Annotated in this window: 15 protein-coding genes; 6 read left to right on the forward strand and 9 right to left on the reverse strand. The window is 75.8% G+C overall.

Annotation, left to right across the window (positions count from 1 at the left end; genetic code table 11):
• Nucleotides 1–223 precede the first annotated feature (223 nt).
• Together K5O09_RS00505 and K5O09_RS00510 are read left to right on the forward strand one after the other, a co-directional pair.
• Nucleotides 224–1000 carry an ABC transporter ATP-binding protein gene (locus tag K5O09_RS00505; RefSeq protein ID WP_222170968.1) on the forward strand — a complete coding sequence of 259 codons (777 nt, stop codon included), beginning with the start codon at nucleotides 224–226 and terminating at the stop codon, nucleotides 998–1000.
• Nucleotides 1000–3546, forward strand: a complete 2547-nt coding sequence (locus K5O09_RS00510) for an ABC transporter permease (RefSeq protein WP_222170969.1) — start codon at nucleotides 1000–1002, stop codon at nucleotides 3544–3546. Before K5O09_RS00505 ends, K5O09_RS00510 begins: the two co-directional genes overlap by 1 nt.
• On the opposite strand, the gene K5O09_RS00515 is transcribed toward K5O09_RS00510, so the two are convergent.
• Entirely contained in the window at nucleotides 3533–4939 is a 1407-nt protein-coding gene (locus K5O09_RS00515) for a glucose-6-phosphate dehydrogenase (protein WP_222170970.1), read from the reverse strand. The two genes, K5O09_RS00510 and K5O09_RS00515, sit on opposite strands and share 14 nt — an antisense overlap.
• A 10-nt stretch (nucleotides 4940–4949) precedes the next feature.
• A complete protein-coding gene (locus tag K5O09_RS00520; protein ID WP_222170971.1) occupies nucleotides 4950–5189 on the reverse strand; it encodes an antitoxin in 240 nt (79 codons plus the stop codon).
• A 268-nt stretch (nucleotides 5190–5457) separates the two neighbouring features.
• Here K5O09_RS00520 and K5O09_RS00525 point away from each other — a divergent pair, with 268 nt between their 5' ends.
• Nucleotides 5458–6168: a DUF2993 domain-containing protein gene (locus K5O09_RS00525; protein ID WP_222170972.1), complete on the forward strand. Its 711-nt coding sequence runs from the start codon at nucleotides 5458–5460 to the stop codon at nucleotides 6166–6168.
• The gene (locus tag K5O09_RS00530) at nucleotides 6165–6908 is read left to right on the forward strand and encodes a M50 family metallopeptidase (RefSeq protein ID WP_255595935.1); all 744 of its coding nucleotides are present in this window, start codon (nucleotides 6165–6167) and stop codon (nucleotides 6906–6908) included. The genes K5O09_RS00525 and K5O09_RS00530 overlap by 4 nt, the downstream gene beginning before the upstream one ends.
• Before the next feature lie 7 nt (nucleotides 6909–6915).
• On the opposite strand, the gene K5O09_RS00535 is transcribed toward K5O09_RS00530, so the two are convergent.
• Entirely contained in the window at nucleotides 6916–7554 is a 639-nt protein-coding gene (locus K5O09_RS00535; protein ID WP_370635499.1) for an HNH endonuclease family protein, read from the reverse strand.
• Between the two features lie 234 nt (nucleotides 7555–7788).
• Between K5O09_RS00535 and K5O09_RS00540 the strand changes: the two genes are divergently transcribed.
• On the forward strand, nucleotides 7789–8316 hold the full coding sequence (locus K5O09_RS00540) for a DUF2809 domain-containing protein (protein ID WP_222170974.1): 528 nt from the start codon (nucleotides 7789–7791) through the stop codon (nucleotides 8314–8316).
• A gap of 132 nt (nucleotides 8317–8448) precedes the next feature.
• On the opposite strand, the gene K5O09_RS19385 is transcribed toward K5O09_RS00540, so the two are convergent.
• Complete coding sequence (locus tag K5O09_RS19385; RefSeq protein WP_304518595.1) at nucleotides 8449–9165, reverse strand: excalibur calcium-binding domain-containing protein; 717 nt, start codon at nucleotides 9163–9165, stop codon at nucleotides 8449–8451.
• 120 nt (nucleotides 9166–9285) lie between these two features.
• Entirely contained in the window at nucleotides 9286–10341 is a 1056-nt protein-coding gene (locus tag K5O09_RS00550; RefSeq protein WP_222170975.1) for a phosphotransferase enzyme family protein, read from the reverse strand.
• A gap of 192 nt (nucleotides 10342–10533) precedes the next feature.
• On the opposite strand from K5O09_RS00550, the gene K5O09_RS00555 reads away from it, so the two are divergent.
• The gene (locus tag K5O09_RS00555) at nucleotides 10534–11865 is read left to right on the forward strand and encodes an alpha/beta fold hydrolase (protein ID WP_255595938.1); all 1332 of its coding nucleotides are present in this window, start codon (nucleotides 10534–10536) and stop codon (nucleotides 11863–11865) included.
• A 54-nt stretch (nucleotides 11866–11919) separates the two neighbouring features.
• On the opposite strand, the gene K5O09_RS00560 is transcribed toward K5O09_RS00555, so the two are convergent.
• The 4 genes from K5O09_RS00560 to K5O09_RS00575 form a co-directional block, all read right to left on the reverse strand.
• Complete coding sequence (locus K5O09_RS00560) at nucleotides 11920–13680, reverse strand: alpha-amylase family protein (RefSeq protein WP_222170976.1); 1761 nt, start codon at nucleotides 13678–13680, stop codon at nucleotides 11920–11922.
• Entirely contained in the window at nucleotides 13677–14729 is a 1053-nt protein-coding gene (locus tag K5O09_RS00565) for a TIGR03885 family FMN-dependent LLM class oxidoreductase (RefSeq protein WP_222170977.1), read from the reverse strand. The genes K5O09_RS00560 and K5O09_RS00565 overlap by 4 nt, the downstream gene beginning before the upstream one ends.
• Nucleotides 14730–14801: 72 nt before the next feature.
• A complete protein-coding gene (locus K5O09_RS00570; protein WP_255595939.1) occupies nucleotides 14802–16127 on the reverse strand; it encodes a glycosyltransferase in 1326 nt (441 codons plus the stop codon).
• A gap of 174 nt (nucleotides 16128–16301) precedes the next feature.
• Complete coding sequence (locus tag K5O09_RS00575) at nucleotides 16302–18521, reverse strand: glycoside hydrolase domain-containing protein (protein WP_222170978.1); 2220 nt, start codon at nucleotides 18519–18521, stop codon at nucleotides 16302–16304.
• Nucleotides 18522–18829 lie beyond the last annotated feature (308 nt).

Here is an 18829-nt window from a genome sequence, read left to right on the forward strand (position 1 = left end):
ACTGTATCCGGGGCGGTCGCGCCCGCGGAGCCGGGCCACCGCGGCACGCGGCGCGGGCCCTCCGACCCAGTCCCCGCACCCTCGTGACCTGCACACTCAGGGTCGCGGCCCCGATCTCCCGGGGGTCGGTCAGGGGCGGACCAGGGTGGTCCCGGATGCCCCCCGCACCACCACCCGGGCCACGATCGTCCTGCTGACATCCGACGCACAGGAACTGGAGACCATGACTTCCACCGACGCCACCCCGATCGCGAGTGCACGCGGTCTGGTGAAGACCTACGGATCGGGCGACACCGCCGTGCACGCCCTCGCGGGCGTCGACGTGGACTTCGCCCGGGGCGGGCTCACGGCGATCATGGGGCCGTCCGGCTCCGGCAAGTCCACCCTCATGCACTGCATGGCCGGCCTGGACCGCGCGAACGCCGGCTCGGTCGTCGTCGACGGCCTCGAGGTCAGCGCGATGAACGAGCGACAGCTCACCCGCCTGCGCCGCGACCGGCTCGGGTTCGTGTTCCAGGCGTTCAACCTGGTGCCGACCCTCACGGCCCTCGAGAACATCACCCTGCCGCTCGACATCGCGCGCCGCCCGGTCGATCGCGCGCACCTCGACGCGGTCGTGCAGGCCGTCGGGCTCGCGGACCGCCTGGACCACAAGCCCACCGAGCTGTCGGGCGGCCAGCAGCAGCGCGTCGCGTGCGCCCGCGCCCTGGTGTCCCGCCCGGCGGTGGTGTTCGCGGACGAGCCGACCGGCAACCTCGACTCCACGTCCTCCGGCGAGGTCCTCGGGTTCCTGCGCCGCTCGGTCGACGGCCTGGGGCAGTCCGTCGTCATGGTGACGCACGACCCGACGGCCGCGTCCTACGCGCACCGGGTGCTGTTCCTCGCGGACGGCCGGCTCGTCGGGGAGCTCACCGACCCGACCCCGGAGACCGTCCTCGCGACCCTCACGTCGCTGCGGCCGTCCCCCGTCGCCGCGGGTGTCGCCGACGGGGTGCGCTGATGGGCCGGGTCGCGCTCCGGGGCATCCGCGCGCACCTGGTCCGGTTCCTGCTGTCGCTGCTCGCGGTGGCGCTCGGCGTGGCCTTCGTCGCGGGGACGTTCTCGCTCCGCGAGATGATGTCCTCCACCTTCGACGGCATCGTCGACGCGGCGGCCCCCGGCGACGTGTACGTGCGCGTGCCCCCGGCGGAGGGGGCCTCGGTGACGAACGGGTCGTCCGTCGGGGCGGGCGTCCCCCGCGACCTCGCGGCCCAGGTCGCCGACCTCGACGGCGTCGCGCACGCCATCCCCGAGATCCAGGGCTCGATCGTCCTGGTCGGCGCGGACGGCACCGCGGTGCAGAGCACGCAGGCGCCGAGCTTCGCGTTCCCCTACGTCACCGACGACCCGTCGATCGACATGGTCGAGGGGCGGGGGCCGGAGCGGGCCGGCGAGGTCGCCCTGGAGTCCAACACCCTGGAGTCCTCGGGCTTCGACGTGGGCGACACGACCACCGCCGTCATCGCCGGGCAGGTCACCGACGTGACGATCGTCGGGTCGTTCGACCTCGGCGGCCCGATGGCCGGCGCGACGATCGTCGTCGTGGACCCCGACACCGGCTACGGGCTGTTCGCCCCGGACGGCAACGTCAACGACATCGCCGTCTACGCGGCGGACGGCACCACGCCGGAGGACCTCGTGGCCGAGGTGGCGCAGGTCGTCCCGTCGGGGCTCGAGGCCGTGTCCGGCCAGGAGCTGCGCGACGAGAACAAGGCCGAGATCGGGGAGATGCTCGGCTTCGTCACGACGTTCCTGCTCGTGTTCGCCGGCATCGCGCTGTTCGTCGGCGCGTTCATCATCTCCAACACGTTCGCGATGTCCGTCCGCCAGCGCATGCGGGAGTTCGCGCTGCTGCGGGCGGTCGGCGCCTCGCCCCTGCAGGTGTTCGCGTCGATCCTGGTGCAGGCGGCCGTCGTCGGCCTGCTCGGGTCCGCGGTCGGCGTCGCCGGCGGTCTGGGGCTCGTCCAGGTGCTCAAGGTCGGCCTCGAGGCGGTCGGCATGGACCTCGCGGGCGAGATCCCGGTCGACGGCGCCACCATCGGCGTCTCGCTGGTGGTCGGCACGGTGGTCAGCGTGCTGGCCGCGGCGGTCCCGGCCCGACGGGCGGCGCTCGTGCCGCCCGTGGAGGCGATGCGCGACGACGTGACGGTGCCCGAGCGCTCCATGCGGGTCCGCGCGGTGATCGGCACCGTGCTCACGGCGCTCGGCGTGGCCGGGGTCGTCACCGCCATGGTGCGGCCGGAGTCCGAGGCCGCGGGCACCGTGCTCGGGGTCGGTGCCGGCGCGGTGCTCCTCGGGGTGCTCATGCTCGCGCCGTCCCTCGCCCGCTGGGTCGTCGGTGCGCTGGCCTGGCCGTTCGTCCGCCTGCTGCGGCCCGTGGGCCGGCTCGCCCGCGGGAACGTCGTCCGCAACCCGCGGCGCACCGCCAACACCGCGGGCGCGCTCATGGTCGGCATGGCGCTCGTCGGCGGGGTGTCGGTGATCGCGGTGTCGACGCAGGAGTCCGTCGCCGGCGTGGTCGAGTCGCAGCTCCACGGCGACCTGGTGCTGCAGTCGGCGACGCGCGAGGTGCCGGCGGGCGCGGTCGCGGACGTCGGGGCGCTGCCTGAGGTCGGGACCGCCGACCCGTTCGCGTTCGCCCCGCTGCCCGTCGCGGAGCAGGGCGGCGACGACCAGGCCGTCGTGTACGTCGCCGGCCTCGCAGCCGACCTGTTCGACCGCGCCATCGATGTCGAGACCGTGGACGGGGACGTCTCCGCCGCGCTCGCGGACGGCGGCGCGATCGTCAAGGAGTCCGACGCCGAGACGCACGGCTGGCAGGTGGGCGACACGCTCACGGTCCAGGGGCTCACCGGCGACCGCGACGTGCGCGTCGGCGCCGTGTTCTCCAGCAACGTCATCGGGGCCCCGGTGGTCGTGCCGACCGCCGTGCTCGACGGCCTCGTGCCGGCGGAGCAGCAGAGCATCGACACGGTGCTCGTCGACGCGGCGCCCGGCGTCGGTGTCGACGAGCTGCAGGACGCGGTCGCCGCCGCCGTCTCGCCCTACGTGGTCGTCTCGGTGATGACGCAGGACGAGTTCGTGTCGACCCTCGCCGACCAGGTGAACCAGGTGCTGGTCATCCTGTACGCGCTGCTCGGCCTGTCGGTCGTGATCGCGGTGCTCGGCATCGTCAACACGCTCGCCCTGTCGGTCATCGAGCGGACGCGGGAGATCGGCCTGCTCCGCGCGGTCGGGCTCGGGCGGCTGCAGCTCGCCGGGACGGTGACCGTCGAGTCGGTGCTCACGGCGGTGTTCGGGACGGTCGTCGGGCTCGGCGTGGGGGTCGCCCTGGCCTCCGCGCTGCCGACCGTGTACGCGAGCGACGGGCTCTCGGAGCTCGTCATCCCGTGGGGCAACCTGCTGGGGATGCTCGCGCTGGCCGTGGTGGTCGGGGTGCTGGCCGCGCTGTGGCCGGCGACCCGCGCCGCCCGGATGAAGGTGCTGGACGCCGTCAGCTACGAGTGAGGACCCACCCGTCCGGGCCGGCCAGCGCGTCGGCCCGGGCGGGCCCCCACGTGCCCGGGGCGTACGGCTCCGGCTCCGGCCGGTCCGGGCCCAGCAGCGGCGCGAACGCCTCCCACGCCGAGCGCAGCCCCTGCGGCGTCGTGAACAGCGTGCGGTCGCCCGCCAGGACGTCGTGCAGCAGCGACGCGTACGGCGGCAGCGGCTCGCCCGGCGAGACGTCGTCCAGCAACAGCGACGCGGTGCCGGTGGCGAGGCGCAGCTCGGCGCCCGGCTGCTTCACCGTGGTCGTGACGTCGATCGCCCCGTCGCCCGACAGGGACAGGCTGATGCGGCCCGGCCCCGTGGGTTCGCCGAACAGCTCGTCCGGGGTGCGCAGCACCAGCGTGACCCGCTGCGCCGACACCGCCATCCGCTTGCCCGTGCGCAGCAGGAACGGCACCCCGCGCCAGCGGTCGTTGTCGACCCACAGCCGCGCCGCCACGAACGTGTCGGTCTGCGAGCCCTCCGCCACGCCCTCGATGTCCCGGTAGCCCGCGAACTGCCCGAGCACGACGTCCTCGGCCGGGTCGAGCGGCCGGAAGCAGCCGATCACGTGCTCGCGTGCCGTCGCCAGGTGCGCGGCGTCCATCCGTGCGGGCGGCTCCATCGCGACCTCCGCGGCGACCTGGAACAGGTGCGTCACGAGCATGTCGAGCGCAGCGCCCGTCGAGTCGTAGAAGTCCACGCGATCCGTGACGTCCAGCGTCTCCGGCACGTCGACCTGCACCTCCGCGACGTGCTCGCGGCTCCACACCCCGCCGAACAGCTCGTTCGCGAACCGCAGCACGTGCAGGTTCTGCGTCGCCTCCTTGCCGAGGAAGTGGTCGATCCGGAACACCTGGTCCTCGTCGAGCACCTCGTGCACCAGGGAGTCCAGCTCGGCGAACGACTCCGGAGACGTGCCGTAGGGCTTCTCGTACACCACGCGCGCGCCGTCGACGAGTCCGTGCTGCCGCAGCGCCCGCGTGATCGGGGCGAACGACGACGGCGGGACGGCGAGGTAGTGCACGACGACCACGTCGGCGGCGTCGCCGTCGGCGGTGAGCTCGCGGCGGGCGTCGTCGACAGCCCCCACCAGGTCCCCCGGGTCGTCGCCGTGGAACGTGGTGGCGTACCGCACGTGCCCGTCGAGCAGGCCGGCGTGGTCGTCGTCGCCGTGCTCCGCGAGCGACTGGTGCACCAGGTCGGGCAGGTCCACCTCGTCGGTCGGGCGGCGGCCGGTCCCGAGCAGCAGCCACCGCTCGGGGAGCAGCCCGCGCTGCGCGAGCTCGGCGAGGCCGGGGTAGACCATCCGGCGCGCCAGGTCGCCCCGCGCGCCGTGGAGGACCAGGAGCACCGGGGTCTGCGACGTCACGCGGGCCGCCTCAGAGCGCCGGCGGGTCGGGCCGCTCGGAGTGGTGCCGGGGAGGCTCCTCGCCGGTGTCGCGCCGCTGCTTCTCGAGCAGCTCCCGCGCCTTCCCGGTCGCCCGGTCGATCTTCGCGTCGGTCGAGTCCGACGTCCGCGACTTCACCGCGTCGGCCGCCTTGTCGAGCGCGCCCGCGATCTTGTCCTCGTTCCCGGCCACGGCCCGCTTGGCCCTGTCCACGAAGTCCCCGATGCCCATGTGTCCGCTCCCGTCGCTCCGCTGCCCCTGCCCCTGCCCCACCGAGTCAAGGCGGGGGTGCCGGTGCCCGCAACCGGACGGGACGGCGGGGCCGCGCGGGGCGGGCCGGGAGCGGTGACGGGTCTCGGAGCCAGACGGCCGCGAGCGCATCCCCGCGGAGATGGAGGAGCACCGCGCCGCCTCCGACCGACGACGAGCTCGCCCGGCCCGTGGGACCTGGTGCCGGACTCCCCGCGCGCACGCAGCACGGCCTCGTAGGCTCGGGGCCGTGCAGACCACTTCCGTCCGGCGCCGTCGGCGCACCGGCTGCGTCGTCGGCCTGGTCCTCGCCGTGGCGCTGCTCGTCGGCGGCACCCTGCTCGCGGACCGCGTGACGCGGGGCGTCGCGGAGGACGTGGCGGCGGACGCGGTGCGGCAGAAGACGTCCGCCACCGCCGTGCGCGTCACCGTCGAGGGCTTCCCGTTCCTCACCCAGCTGGCCCGTGGCACGCTCGACGACGTGCGCGTGCGCGCCACCTCGGCGACGCTGCGGGGGCTCGACGTGACGGACCTGCGGATCGCCGCGACGGGCGTCGCCGTACGGGAGCCGCGCGGCGCCGAGCACGTGCGCGCCACCGCCACCGTCCCGACCGCGGCGCTCGAGGACCTGCTGCGCGAGCGCACCGGCTGGGACCTGGCGCTGCGCGTCGACGGGGACCGGCTCGTCGCGGAGGGCGTGGCGGCGGGCGTGCCCGCGGCGCTCACGCTGACGCTCGCCGCCGCCGGCGCCGACGGAGTGACCGCCGCGATCGAGTCGGCGACGCTCGGCGGGCTGACGATCGACGCGGGCGTACTGCCCGACGGGCTGGCCTCCCGGATCACCGAGCTGCGCCTCACGGACCGGCTCCCGGCCGGCGCCCGGGTCACGGCCGCGACCGTGGAGGCCGACGGCGTCCACCTCGCGGTCGAGCTGGACGACCTCACGCTCGACGACCTGTGACCGTCGTGCTCGACGACCTCGGGGCGCTGCCCGGCGAGATCTGGGACCGTGCGACGACCGTGCAGCCGGCGCCGGGGCTGCCGGTGCTGCTCGGCACGCTCGGCGCGGCGCTGCTGTGCCTGGCGGTGCCGACCCTGTGGCACCTGTCGCGGCACCTGCTGACGATCGTGCACGAGGCCGCGCACGCCCTGGTCGCCGTGCTGTCCGGGCGACGGCTCTCCGGTGTGCGCGTGCACTCCGACACCTCCGGGCTGACGGTCTCCGTGGGGCGTCCGCGCGGCCCGGGGATGGTCGCCACGGCCTTCGCGGGGTACGTCGGGCCCGCGGTGCTCGGGCTGGCGGCCGCGTGGGTGCTCGGGCGGGGCTACGCCGTCGGGCTGCTGTGGGGCCTGGTGGTGGCGCTCGCGCTCGTGCTGGTGCAGATCCGCAACTGGTACGGCCTGTGGGCGGTGCTGGTCACGGGCGTGGTCCTGGTCGTCGTGACGTGGTGGGGGTCGGCGGCGGTGCAGGTCGCCGTCGCCTACGCCGTGACGTGGTTCCTGCTGCTCGGCGCGCCGCGGGCCGTGCTGGAGATGCAGGCGCAGCGGCGGCGCGGACGCGGGCGGGGGACGTCCGACGCGGACGCGCTGGCCCGGCTCACGCCGCTGCCCGGTGGGTTCTGGGTGGCCGCGTTCCTGCTCGTGTGCGTCGGCGCCCTGGTGCTCGGGGGGTCCTGGATCCTGCAGCGGCCGCTGCTCTGAGCCCCGCTCAGTCCGCGACCACGCAGCCGTCGAGGGTGCGGTCGATCGCGTCACGCTCGGCCCGTGTGACCCACAGCCCGTACGCCGCCTTGACCCGCACCTGCCGGGCGACGTACGCGCAGCGGTAGCCGGTGCTCGGCGGCAACCACGTCGCGGCGTCACCGTCCCCCTTGGCGCCGTTGGTCGGACCGTCGACCGCCAGCAGGTTCGCGGGGTCGTTCGCGAACTGCCGGCGACGCTCGGCGTCCCACTGCTGGGCGCCCTTCTGCCAGGCGTCCGAGAGGGCGACGACGTGGTCGACCTGCACGTCCGCGCTGCGGGGCCCGCGCTCGAACACCACGGTCACACCGCTGTACGGGTCGGCGAGCGTCCCGGACAGCACCACGCAGCCGTGCGTCCCGGGCTCGACGGTCACGTCCGTCAGGTCCCGTGCCAGGACGTCGTTGCGGGTGTCGCAGCCGTTGCTGTCCACGTCCGCCCACGCGGGCCCGAACTGGTCACGGTCGTAGCCGGTGCGGGGCGCGCGACCCTTCACCGGGAGCGCGTCGAGCTCCGTCCGGGCGCGGTCGAGGTCCTGCTGCGTGACCGGGAACCGACCGGCGTCCTGGGCCTGCGACCACGCCGGGACGCCCGCGCCGAGGGCCACCGCGACGACGAGGACGAGCCAGGCCCAGCCGAGGCGCGTGCCGCCGCGAGGTCCGTGTCCGTGTCCGCGTCGTGCGCGCGGCGAGCGGGGCGCCGGGGGCCGCGAGGTCCGCGCAGGGGAGGGTGTCACGGCGGAACGGTCGCACACCGCACCCACACGGCACCCGCCCGCGACCTGCCCTCGCGAGACGCCCGCGACGGCGGCGGGTTGCCTAGCGTGACCCGCGGAGGTGCCATGACCCGCCCCGATGCCCGCGACGTGCCCGTCGCCACCGGTGGACCTGCCGCGCCCGCCGGACCTGCCGCGCCGCCCGCCGGGACTGCCGCGCACGCCGCGCCCGCCGCGCCGCACGTCCCCGATCGGGTCCACCGGCGCGGCGTCGCGCTCGCCGTCGGGCCCGTGGTCGCCGCGGGCCTCGTCACGGCCCGGGTGGGAGCCGGCGCCGCGGCCGACGTGCTCGGCGACGCCCTGTACGCGGTGCTCGTGCTGCTGCTGGTGTCGCTCGCGGCGCCCCGGTGGTCCCTGCGGCGCCGTGCCGTCGCGGCGGTCGTGCTCTGCTGGGTCGTCGAGGTGGCGCAGGCGACGGGCGGCCCGGCGCTGCTCGTCGACCGGTGGCGGCCGGCGGCGTTCGTCCTGGGGACGACGTTCGCGTGGCAGGACCTGGCGGCGTACGCCGCGGGCGTGGGGCTGGCGGTGCTCGTCATGGCGGCGTGCTCCCGGGTCGGTAGCGGTCCCGTGCGGACCGCCGTCCCCCGACCCTGACAGCGGCGGGCGCGTCGCGGAGTCGGGAGCCCGCGTGCCTGGGGACGGCACGCACCTGCCCGCCCTGGGGAGGGGTGGGGCGGCGCTCCCCGTCCGGCGCTCGCCGCCCCGACGCCCCCGGGTGGATGGGGGCTACTCGCAGCCCACCCCGTCCCCGTCCCGGTCCAGCGCGGCGCGGTAGCCCGGCTGGCCGGCCAGCACCGGGGCGGCGCCGGCGGCACGGGCGGCGTCGCAGTTCGCGTAGTACGTGGACGTCCTGCCGCCTGTGCTGCCGGCCGCCGTCGACGTACCGGCGGCGGACGTCGTGACCGCCGCCTCCCGTGCCGCCACCTCGGCCTCCCGTGCCGCGAGCGCGGCCGCCGTCGCGTCGAGGTCCGCGCTGCGCTGGTCGAGCGTCGCGGCCTGGTCGGCGAGCTCGTCGGCCCGGGTGGCGTTGCGGTCCGCGTCCGCGTCCGCCTGCTGCTGGGCGTCGGCGGCGGCCTGGGCGGCCTCGGCGTTCGCCTCCTCGGCGTCGTCCGCGGCGTCCTCCCGCTCGACGACCTGCGTCTCCCGCTCGTCGAGCACCGCGCTGCGCTCGTCGGCCGCGCTCTGGTCGGCGGTGAGTGCAGCCCGCTCGTCGGACAGCGCCCCGTTCGCCCCGGCGGTGCCGATCACGGCGCCGAGCACCAGTCCGGCGACCGCCGCCGCGGCGACCGGCCGCCAGCGCCGGCGCGGCGCGGGCGTGTCGACCCACAGCTCCCAGCCCTCGGGGGCAGGTGGCCACGACGGGTCCGGCTCCCACCCGGGAGGAGGCGTCCAGCCGGCGGGCGCTGCGGGCCAGTCCGGTGGCGGGTTGAAGGTGCGAGTCATCGTGCCCCCAGGAGTCGACGGCGCCCGGACGGCGCCGACCCCCCACGGCATCGGTGGTCCGTGGCGCCGCCCTGAGCGGAATCACCCGGGTGGAGCAGCGCCCGGTCGGGGGCCGCCGGCTCAGCGCAGCAGCCAGGTCGGCGACCGCAGGTACCGCTCGGCGACGAGCACCGACCCGGCGGGCTGCTCGGCGCGCAGGGCGCCCGACGGCCCGCCCCGGGGGTCGGTGGCGGTGCGGCCGAGCACCTGGAGCCGGCGCAGCATCGACAGCGCGCACGCCGTCCGCTCGTCCGCGCTCGTCAGCGGGCGGACCTCCTGGTAGCCCGCGGCCCACGCCTGGGCGCGATCGGGGGCGTCGGGCAGGTGCTCGACGCCGGTCAGGGCGGCGGCCAGGTCGAGCACGAACCAGGAGAACCCGGAGTCGTCGAAGTCGATGACGGTCAGGTCGTCGCCGTCGAGCAGGACGTTGCCCGGTCGCAGGTCGGCGTGCACCAGCCCCCAGGCGTCGGGCGCCCGCGAGGCGTCGTGGAGCTCGGCGAGCGCCGCGTCGCGGGCCCGGGCCAGCAGGGCGAGGTCGGCGGGCGGCAGGCAGGCGGACTCCCAGGCGCCCCACCGGCTGCCGGGACCGACCAGGTCCGCCGGCTCCCACGCCGGTCGCACGAAACCACGTGGGCGGGCGAAGCCGAGGGCGTGCTCGTGGAGCACCGCGGCGGTCGTGCCGAGCCGGCGGTGCAGCGCGACCGGTGCGGTCGCGTCGTCCGCCACCGTCCCCCGGGCCCACGTCGCGGTGTGGCAGACCCAGTGCCGCTCCACCTCGTCCGCGACCAGGGCGACCGTCCGCCCGTCGAGCGGCGCGATCGTCGTCGGCACCCGCACCGTGCCCGTCCCGGCGATGGACGCCACCCAGGCGACCTCCGACTCCACGGCGGCCGTGTCGTCCATGTACGGGGGCGCGGCGACCCGGGTGGCCGCGACCGGGACGCCCCGCACCCGCACCCGGAACGTCGCGTTGCGTGACAACCGCAGCAGGTCCACCTCCGTCTCGGCGGCGTCCCAGCCCCAGGCGGCGGCGAGCGCCTCGTGCAGCCATGCCGGCGCGGGCGCACCGACCGCGGGCAGGCCTGACGCCCCGGGCTCCGCCAGGCCGGTGCCGCCCGGCGCGTCGTCCGTCGTCATGGTGTGCCCCCCGCTCGGCCGCGGCGTCCGCCCCGGCGCCCGACGCGAGTCTCCGCGGGCGGGCGGGCCGTCGACAAGGCGGGGCGGGCGGAGTTCACGCAGGTGTTACGCCCGTCGTGCGCGTCTGACGCCGCGGAAACACGGTCGTCCCCCGGCCGTCCCGCGGCCGCTGCGACGCCTAGGGTGCTGGGCGTGACCGAGTCGCACACGACCGCCGAGCCCGCCGCCCTGCCGAGCACCCGCCTCGTGCCTCCCGTGCTCGTCCGCGACCACCGCGTCGAGGTGCCGGTGGACCGGTCGGACCCGGGCCGGTTCCCCGCGATCGAGGTGTTCGCCCGCGAGCTCGTCGACCCGGCCCGGGACGCCGAGGACCTGCCGCTGCTGCTGTTCCTCCAGGGCGGCCCCGGCGGCATGGGCCCGCGTCCGCTCGGCGGCGGCTGGTGGTCGACCGCGCTGCGCACCCACCGCGTCGTGCTGCTCGACCAGCGGGGCACCGGCCGGTCGTCGCGGGTGGACGGACGGACCGCCGCGCGCTTCGCGACGGGCGAGCAGCTCGCCGACTACCTGGCGTGCTTCCGCGCCGACGCGATCGTGGAGGACGCGGAGGCGGTGCGGCACCGGGTGTTCGGCGGACGGCGCTGGGCGACGCTCGGGCAGTCGTACGGCGGGTTCCTCACCCTCACGTACCTGTCGCGGCACCCGGAGGCGCTGACGGCCTGCTACGTCACCGGTGGGCTACCCGGGATCACGGCGACCGCCGAGGACGTCTACGCCCGGACGTTCCCGCGGCAGGCGGCCCGGGTCGCCGCGTTCGCGCGCCGGTACCCCGACGACGTCGCACGGCTCGGGGCGCTCGCGGACCGGCTCGCCGCCGGGGACGTCCGACTGCCCGACGGCGACCCGTTCACGGTCCGCCGGCTCCAGACGCTCGGCATGCCGCTGGGCATGAGCACCGGGGTCGACGCCCTGCACTGGCTGCTCGACACGCTCGACCCCGACGCGGACGGCGTGCCGGACGACGCGACGGCGCTCGCGGTGCAGGCGCAGACCGGCTTCGACGCGAACCCGCTGTACGCGGTGCTCCAGGAGGTCATCTACCACCAGGGGGAGCGCGCCGGCGGCTGGGCGGCGCAGGCGGAGCGGGAGCGCCACCCCGGGCTGGACGCCGACGCGCGGCCGCTCGGGCTGACGGGGGAGGCCGTCTTCCCGTGGATGTTCGCGGAGGTGCGCGCGCTGCGACCGTTCCGGGAGGCCGCCGAGGTGCTCACGGCCCGCACGTCGTGGCCCGCGCTGTACGACCCCGCCCGGCTCGCGTCGAACGAGGTGCCGCTCGCGGCGGTGCAGTACGTCGACGACCCGTACGTCGACCTCGACCTCGCGCTGGGCACCGCCGACCGGGTCGGCAGCGCCCAGGTCTGGGTGACCAACGAGTACCTGCACGACGGCCTGCGCGCGGCGGGGGACGTGATCCTGCCGCGCCTCGTGGACCTCGCCGCGGGCCGGTGGTCGGTGACCCGGCGCTGAGCCGCCGGGGTCGGGGCCGCCGGGGTCGGGCCGTCGGGGTCGGAGCAGCCGGGGTCAGAGCAGCCGGCGCGACCCCGGCTGCACCACGCGGAGCCACCGGTACCCGTACGCCGGCAGCTCCAGCTCCACCCGCCCGTCGGGGCCGACCTCGCAGGCCCCGTCGTCGAGCAGGTCGACCAGCCGGACCGGCCGGTCGTCCTTGACGCCGCTGGCCGGCGACGCGGTGTCGTCCGCCGGGCCCGCCTCGCCCGCCGCGCGCGTGAGGTCGCGCAGCTGCAGCGGCACGGTCACCGCCTCGGGCCCGAGGTTGTGCAGCGCGACCATCGACGCGTCCTGCCACGTGCACCGGTGCGCGAGCACGGCGGCGTGCGGCTGGTCGAGGATCTCCGCGCGTTCCGCCCACCCGAGCTCGGGGCACTCCCGGTACCGGCGCGTGAGCAGCTGCAGGAACGCGAGCAGGGAGTCCGGGTCGCGCCGCTGGTCGGCGACGTTCACGTGCTCGGGCGCGAAGCCTCCCCCGACCACCGGCCCGGCCAGCTTCCGGGGCGCCGCGGCCGAGAACCCGCCGTTGGGGCCGGACGTCCACTGCATCGGCGTCCGCACGGCGAGGCGGCCGTCGGCGGCGAGGTTCTCGCCCATGCCGATCTCCTCGCCGTAGAACAGCACCGGCGTGCCGGGCAGCGTGAACAGCAGCGAGTAGACCATCCGCACCCGGCGGGGGTCGCCGTCCAGCATCGGGGGCAGGCGTCGCCGCAGACCGCGGCCGTAGAGCTGCATGTCCTCGTCCGGCCCGAACGCCGCGAACACCTCGGCCCGCTCGTCGTCGCTCAGCTTGTCCAGCGTCAGCTCGTCGTGGTTCCGCACGAACGTGGCCCACTGGGCGTCGTGCGGGATCGCGGGGCGGTCCCGCAGCGCCTGCGCGAGCGGTCCGGCGTCCTGCCGGGCGAGCGCCAGGTACATCTGCTGCATGAGGACGAAGTCGAACTGCAGCGTCAGCTCGTCGCCCTCCGCGGCGCCGTCGCCGTCCTGGTCCCCGAAGAACAGCCGCTGCTCCTCGTACGGGAGGTTGACCTCGCCCATGAGGACCGAGTCGCCCTCGCGGCGGGACAGGAACGACCGCAGGGCCTTGAGGAACTCGTGCGGGTGCTCGATGTCGTCGGCGGGGGACTTCGCGGTGTCGGCCAGCATGAACGGCACGGCGTCCACCCGGAACCCCGACAGGCCCACCTCCGCCCAGTACCCGACGACCTTCGCGATGGCGTCGCGCACGGCCGGGTTGGCGGTGTTGAGGTCCGGCTGGTGCCGGTAGAACCGGTGCCGGTACCAGGCCCCCGCCCGCTCGTCGAACGTCCAGATGCCGGTCTCCTGGTCGGGGAAGACCACCTCGTCCCCGGTCGGCGGCGGCTCGTCCGTGCGCCAGACGTAGAAGTCCCGGTACGGGCTGTCGGGGCTGCTGCGCGCCGAGCGGAACCACGGGTGCCGGTCGGAGGTGTGGTTGACGACGAGGTCGGCGATCACGCGGATGCCGCGGTCGCGGGCCGTGCGGATCAGCTCGACGAGGTCGCCGGCGTCGCCCAGCCGGGGGTCCACGCCGTAGAAGTCGGTGATGTCGTAGCCGTCGTCCCGGTCGGCGGTCGGGTAGAACGGCATCAGCCACAGGCACGTGACGCCGAGGTCGGCCAGGTGGTCGAGCCGCTGCACCAGGCCCGGCAGGTCGCCGATGCCGTCGTCGTCCCAGTCCATGTACGTCTCGACGTCGAGGCAGTACACGACCGCGCTCTTCCACCACAGGTCGCCCGTGTCGCGGATCCTCATGCCGCGTCCTCCCCGGTACCGGCGTCGACGGCGTGCAGCGCGGGGAGCAGGTGCTCCGCCGCGAGGTCGATGAACGCGTCCAGCGATGACGGCGGGCGGGTCACGGTCGGCGTCGCGTCGTCGTGCTTGCCGTGGTCGGGCCGGACGTCGGTGGCGACCTGGTGCAGGTAGACCTCGTCGAAGCCGACCTCGGCCAGCTCGACGAGCCGGTCCCGCAGCCGCTCCGGGTCGTGCTCGACGACCACCGCGGTGCCCAGCGTCTCGTCGTCCACCGTCGCCGCGAGCTCGTCGAACGCCTCCGGGGTCGCGAGGTCCCAGGCGGCGGGCGGCCCCGCGGCGTTGCCCGCCCACTGCTCGCGCGCCAGCCGCCACGCCTCGTCCGGGTCGGTCGCGTACGACACGTGCACCTGCAGCGCGACCGGCCCGCGCCCGCCGGCGTCCCGGTACTCCCCGACGACGCGGCGCAGGGTCTCGAGGTCCTGGTTCACCGTGACCAGCCCGTCCGCCCAGTCGGCGTGCGCGCGGGCCGTCTCAGCGGTCACCGCGGGCCCGACCAGACGCGGCTGCACCTCCGGCAGCGTCCACAGCTGCGCGCGGTCGACGGTCACCAGGCCGTGGTGCGTGACCTCCTCGCCGGCGAGCAGCGCCCGGATGACCTGCACGCACTCGCGCAGCCGCGCGTCGCGCTCCGGCTTGGGGGGCCACGGGTCGCCGGTGATGTGCTCGTTCATGTTCTCGCCCGACCCCAGCGCCACCCAGAACCGACCCGGGTACATCGCGGCGAGGGTCGCGGCGGCCTGGGCGACGACCGCCGGGTGGTACCGCTGCCCGGGCGCGTTCACCACCCCGAACGGCAGCCGCGTCGTGGCGAGCGCCGACCCGAGCCACGTCCAGGCGAACCCGGAGTGGCCCTGGTGCACGCTCCACGGCGCCCAGTGGTCGGAGCACATCGCCGCGTCGAAGCCCGCCCGCTCGGCGCGCTGCGTCGCCGCGAGGAGCGCGCTCGGGTGGACCTGCTCGTGCGAGTTGTGGAAGCCGACGCGGGTCATGCCGTCGTTCCTACCGGGTCGGGCTCGGTTCCGCCCGCCGGGAGCCCACCGCGCGGGCCGTCGCGGGCGCGGTCACGGGGCCGTCGCGGGTGCCACCTCCGCGACCGCCTCCAGGATCTTGTCCAGCACCACGGCGCGGTCGAACTGCAGTGCGAGCTCCCGGGCCGCGTCGGCGCGCTGCTCCCGCTCCACGGGACCGAGGGCGAGCGCCTCGTCGATCGCCGCAGCGATCGCCGCGGGGTCCTCGACCGGCACGATCGTCGCCGTGTCGCCGACCGCCTCGGGGATCCCGCCGGTGTCCGTGGTGATGACGGGACCGCCGCCGGACAGCATCTTCTCGACCAGGGCGATGCCGAACGTCTCGACGAACTCCGGCCGCGGCTTGCTGGGCAGCACGTAGGCGGCGGAGCCGGCCATGAGGTGCGGCTTCTCGTCGTCCGACACGTCGTCGAGGAACAGGATGCGGTCCGCGACGGGCGACGCCGCCGCGTGCGCGCGCAGGCGGCCCGCGTCGGGGCCGTTGCCGGCGACCACCAGCCGGTGCGTGCCGGGCGCGCTGCTCGCCGCGTAGCCGTCGATGAGGTCGTCGACGCCCTTCGCCGCCGCCAGCCGGGACAGGTACAGCACGTACCCGCCGCGGTCGAGGCCCCGGCCGGCGAGCACCGCGTCCGTCTCGGCGTCGTCGCGGGCGAGGTACCGCGCGACGTCCACCGCGGGGTAGGAGATGCGCACCCGCTCGCGGCACTGCTGGGCGAACGTGGTGCCGTGCTTCGCGTCCACCGCCTGAGCCTCCGCGACGATGAGCTCGCGGGTGTACTCCGACACGGCCAGGCAGACGTCGTGCTCCAGGTAGGCCGACAGGACGTGCGCCGCCGCGCCGAACCGGTCGGCCTCGACGCACGCCCGCACCACATTCGTCACGTCGGACCCGACCGCCTCGGCGACCGTCGTCACCCGCACCGGCAGCCCGGTGCGGCGGGCGACGTGCACCGCGTCCGCGACGGCCGTCGCGTGCGGGCTCAGGTACAGGGAGAGCGCGACGGTCGGCACCCCGTCGGTGAACAGCTCGACCAGCCGGCCGATCAGGCCCGCGACCCAGCGGCCGTCCGGCACCTTGTAGTCGCCGACGGGGTCGGGTCGCTCGACGACCACGCCCTCCCGGTACGGCAGCACCCGGTCCAGCGGCTTGAGGGGCAGCCCGGCGGCCTGCAGCCGGTCGATCGGCCACGTGACGATGCGGACCTCGTCGAACCCGCGGTCGAGCGCGGCCTCCGCGAGGTTGCGGGCCTCCCCGGAGTGCCCGCAGATCACCGGGTCGGCGCGCACGACTATCACCAGGCGGCGGTCCACGCGGCGTGGCGGGGAGTCGGACGCGGGGGTCAGGACGGTGTCGGTCACGGGAACCTCCGGGGGTGCGGCGCGGCTGGTGCGGGGGTGACGGTCGGGGGTTGCTGCTGGGGTGGCGGGACCGGTGCCCGGGGCGGGTGCGTCCCGGTCGGGGTCCGCGCGGGAGGGTGCCGGGTCGGTGCCCGGTGGGTGCCGGGCCGGTGCGGGGTCGGCGCCCGGTCGCGCTCAGGCGGGGGAGCCGGTGGGTCTGCCGGGGTGCGACGGCGGCCGGGTCGCCGCCGTCCAGGGCCCGGGTTCCGGCCCGAGGTCCACCCGCAGGTGGCCGCCGGCGTGCAGCTCGGTGCCGGTCAGCCACGTCCGGTCCAGCTCCGCGCCGTCCAGCAGGACGCGCTGCACATACTGCGCGGGGCCGCCGGGCTCCGGCTCGACGAACCCGCGGGTGTCGATCGTGAACGGCCGCCCGCCGACGTCGACCCGGGCCTCCCGCCAGGCGGGGGCGTTGACGAGGAACAGGTTCTGCCCGGCGACCGGGAACAGGCCGAGGCTCGCCCACACGTACCAGGACGACAGCCCGCCGGAGTCGTCGTTGCCCGGCAGCCCGCCGCGTCCCGTGCCGAACTGCTGCTGGGTCACGGCGTGCACCACCTCGGCGGTGCGGTCCGGGCGGCCGGCGTACTGGTACGCCCAGGGCGCCTCCATGTCCGGCTCGTTGTTCAGGCCCTCGAACCGGTGCAGCGCGTACCCGGCGAGCATCTCGTCAGCGTCCGGCGCGAGGCCGGGCTGCGTCACGGGGGCGGCGCCGTAGCCGAAGAACCGGTCCAGCAGCGCCACGAACGCCGCGTCCCCGCCCGCCAGCCCGATGCGCGACGCCATGTCGTGCAGCAGCCGGAACGAGTAGTTCCACCGGCCGCCCTCGTAGAACGTCGAGTCCCGCAGCAGGCCCGTGCCCGGGTCGAAGGCGTTGCGCCACCGGTCCGCGAGCGGGGCGAACTGCGCCACGAGCGTCCGGTCGCCGACCTGCTGCGCGATCACCGCCGTGCAGAAGTAGCCGAACGCCAGGTCGAGGGTGTGGCTGATCGGGTGCGCGCGGCCGTGCAGCAGGAACTCCTCGCCGTACGTGCGCCGCAGGTCGTTGTGCAGGTGAACCAGCGCCCAGTCCCAGTCCAGAGGCATGCCGAGGGCGCACAGGTCGGCGAAGAACGTGTGCGCCAGCGCGCTGCCCTGTCGGGAGAACCGGTCCGCGCCGCGCGCCATGCGGTAGCCGATCGGGAAGTTGCCCTCCTCCTCGGCGATGTGGAGGATCGCGGTCGCCAGCTCGACGGCCCTCTCCGGCACGAGGGCCGTGAGCAGCGGGAGCTGCGTGCGGTAGATGTCCCACATCGTCGCGATGTCGAACGCGAACGGTGTGTCCGTCGGCCAGAACGGGCTCTCGTCCGGGGCCAGGCACGGCTTCACCAGCGAGTGGTAGAGCGCCGTGGCCATCACCGTGTGCTTGCCCGGGTCCGGCGTGTCGACCTGCACCCTGCCGAGGTGCTCCCGCCAGTCCTGGGCCGTCCGGGCGCGCCGCGTGGCGAACGACCCCGGCCCCGGGCCGCACTCCCGCTCGAGGTTCTCGCGCGCCTGGTCGACGCCCCGCAGCGAGAACCCGAACCGCAGCTCCACCACCTGGCCCGGCTCCGCGCGACCCGCCCACATCAACCCGAACGGGCGCAGCGTCGTCGGGCGGATCCGGTCGAAGTCCAGCCGTGTGCCGCCCGGCATGAGGCGCCGGTCGTACCAGAGCAGCTGCCGCCACTGCGCCGACGCCGGCGCGTCGCACTCCACGTGCACGGCCAGCGGCGCGCCCTCGACGGTGATCTCGCCCTGCGCCACGCCCGGGGCGAGGGCCTGCAGGTGCGCGCGCAGCGGCACGGTCCGGCCGTACGGGATGTCCAGCCCGCCGAGGCTCAGGTCGATGACCAGCCGCGCGTCCCGGTGCGCCGGGAACGTGTACCGGTGCACCGCGGACTTCGGGCCCACGGTCACCTCGCACCGGATGCCCGAGTCGAGGGTCGCGGCGTACCAGCCGGGCTCCGCCTCCTCCTCGACGACGTCGTACAGCAGCCCCAGGTCGTCCAGCGGCAGCAGCATCGGCGTGACCCGCACGTAGTTGTAGTACTTGCGGATCGCCCCCGTGCCGGACTGCTGGAAGTGCGTGAACCCCGAGGCCCGCGTCCCCGCGTGCAGCTCCGGCGGCAGCCCCTCCGTCGACAGGTCGTACCGCCCGTACCCCGTCGGGTACGCGCCGGAGTACGCGCACGCGCTCACCATCCCCAGCGGATACGTGGCCCCCGGGTGCGTGTTCCCGACCTGCGGCTTCGGCCACCACCAGGTCGCCGCCAGGCCGGTCTGCGGCGGCAGCGCCGTGGCCTCCGTGCCGATGAACGGGTCGACGTGCTCGAACACGCGGCTCCCTCCCCCGACGGTCGCGATGGTCCGGCCGGCGCGCCGCGGTGCGGCCGGTGGACGGACCGTACGCGGCGGAGGTGTCCGGCGGGTTACGGCGGGCGGGCGGCTTCCAGGAGCAGCTGCGCCGAGACACTGACGTCGGTCGCCCTCACCCCGTCGGAGCTGGTGGCGAGGACGGATCCTGCAGCGTCAAGGGCCACTCGTGATCCAGGCCCGGGGCCGAGGGTCTCGACCTCCTGTGCCTCCGTGATGGCGCCCCCGGTACTGCATCCCGAACGGCTCGCGCCCATCTGCACCGGGTCTGC

Source organism: Cellulomonas sp. C5510, assembly GCF_019797765.1.
Taxonomy (GTDB): domain Bacteria; phylum Actinomycetota; class Actinomycetes; order Actinomycetales; family Cellulomonadaceae; genus Cellulomonas.

What these genes read in the sequence shown, in the direction of transcription:
- K5O09_RS00565 (WP_222170977.1), bottom strand. Translation starts at nt 14,729, where the DNA reads ATGACCCGCGTCGGCTTCCACAACTCGCACGAGCAGGTCCACCCGAGC.
- K5O09_RS00520 (WP_222170971.1), bottom strand. Translation starts at nt 5,189, where the DNA reads ATGGGCATCGGGGACTTCGTGGACAGGGCCAAGCGGGCCGTGGCCGGG.
- K5O09_RS00540 (WP_222170974.1), top strand. Translation starts at nt 7,789, where the DNA reads ATGACCCGCCCCGATGCCCGCGACGTGCCCGTCGCCACCGGTGGACCT.
- K5O09_RS19385 (WP_304518595.1), bottom strand. Translation starts at nt 9,165, where the DNA reads ATGACTCGCACCTTCAACCCGCCACCGGACTGGCCCGCAGCGCCCGCC.
- K5O09_RS00510 (WP_222170969.1), top strand. Translation starts at nt 1,000, where the DNA reads ATGGGCCGGGTCGCGCTCCGGGGCATCCGCGCGCACCTGGTCCGGTTC.
- K5O09_RS00505 (WP_222170968.1), top strand. Translation starts at nt 224, where the DNA reads ATGACTTCCACCGACGCCACCCCGATCGCGAGTGCACGCGGTCTGGTG.
- K5O09_RS00550 (WP_222170975.1), bottom strand. Translation starts at nt 10,341, where the DNA reads ATGACGACGGACGACGCGCCGGGCGGCACCGGCCTGGCGGAGCCCGGG.
- K5O09_RS00560 (WP_222170976.1), bottom strand. Translation starts at nt 13,680, where the DNA reads ATGAGGATCCGCGACACGGGCGACCTGTGGTGGAAGAGCGCGGTCGTG.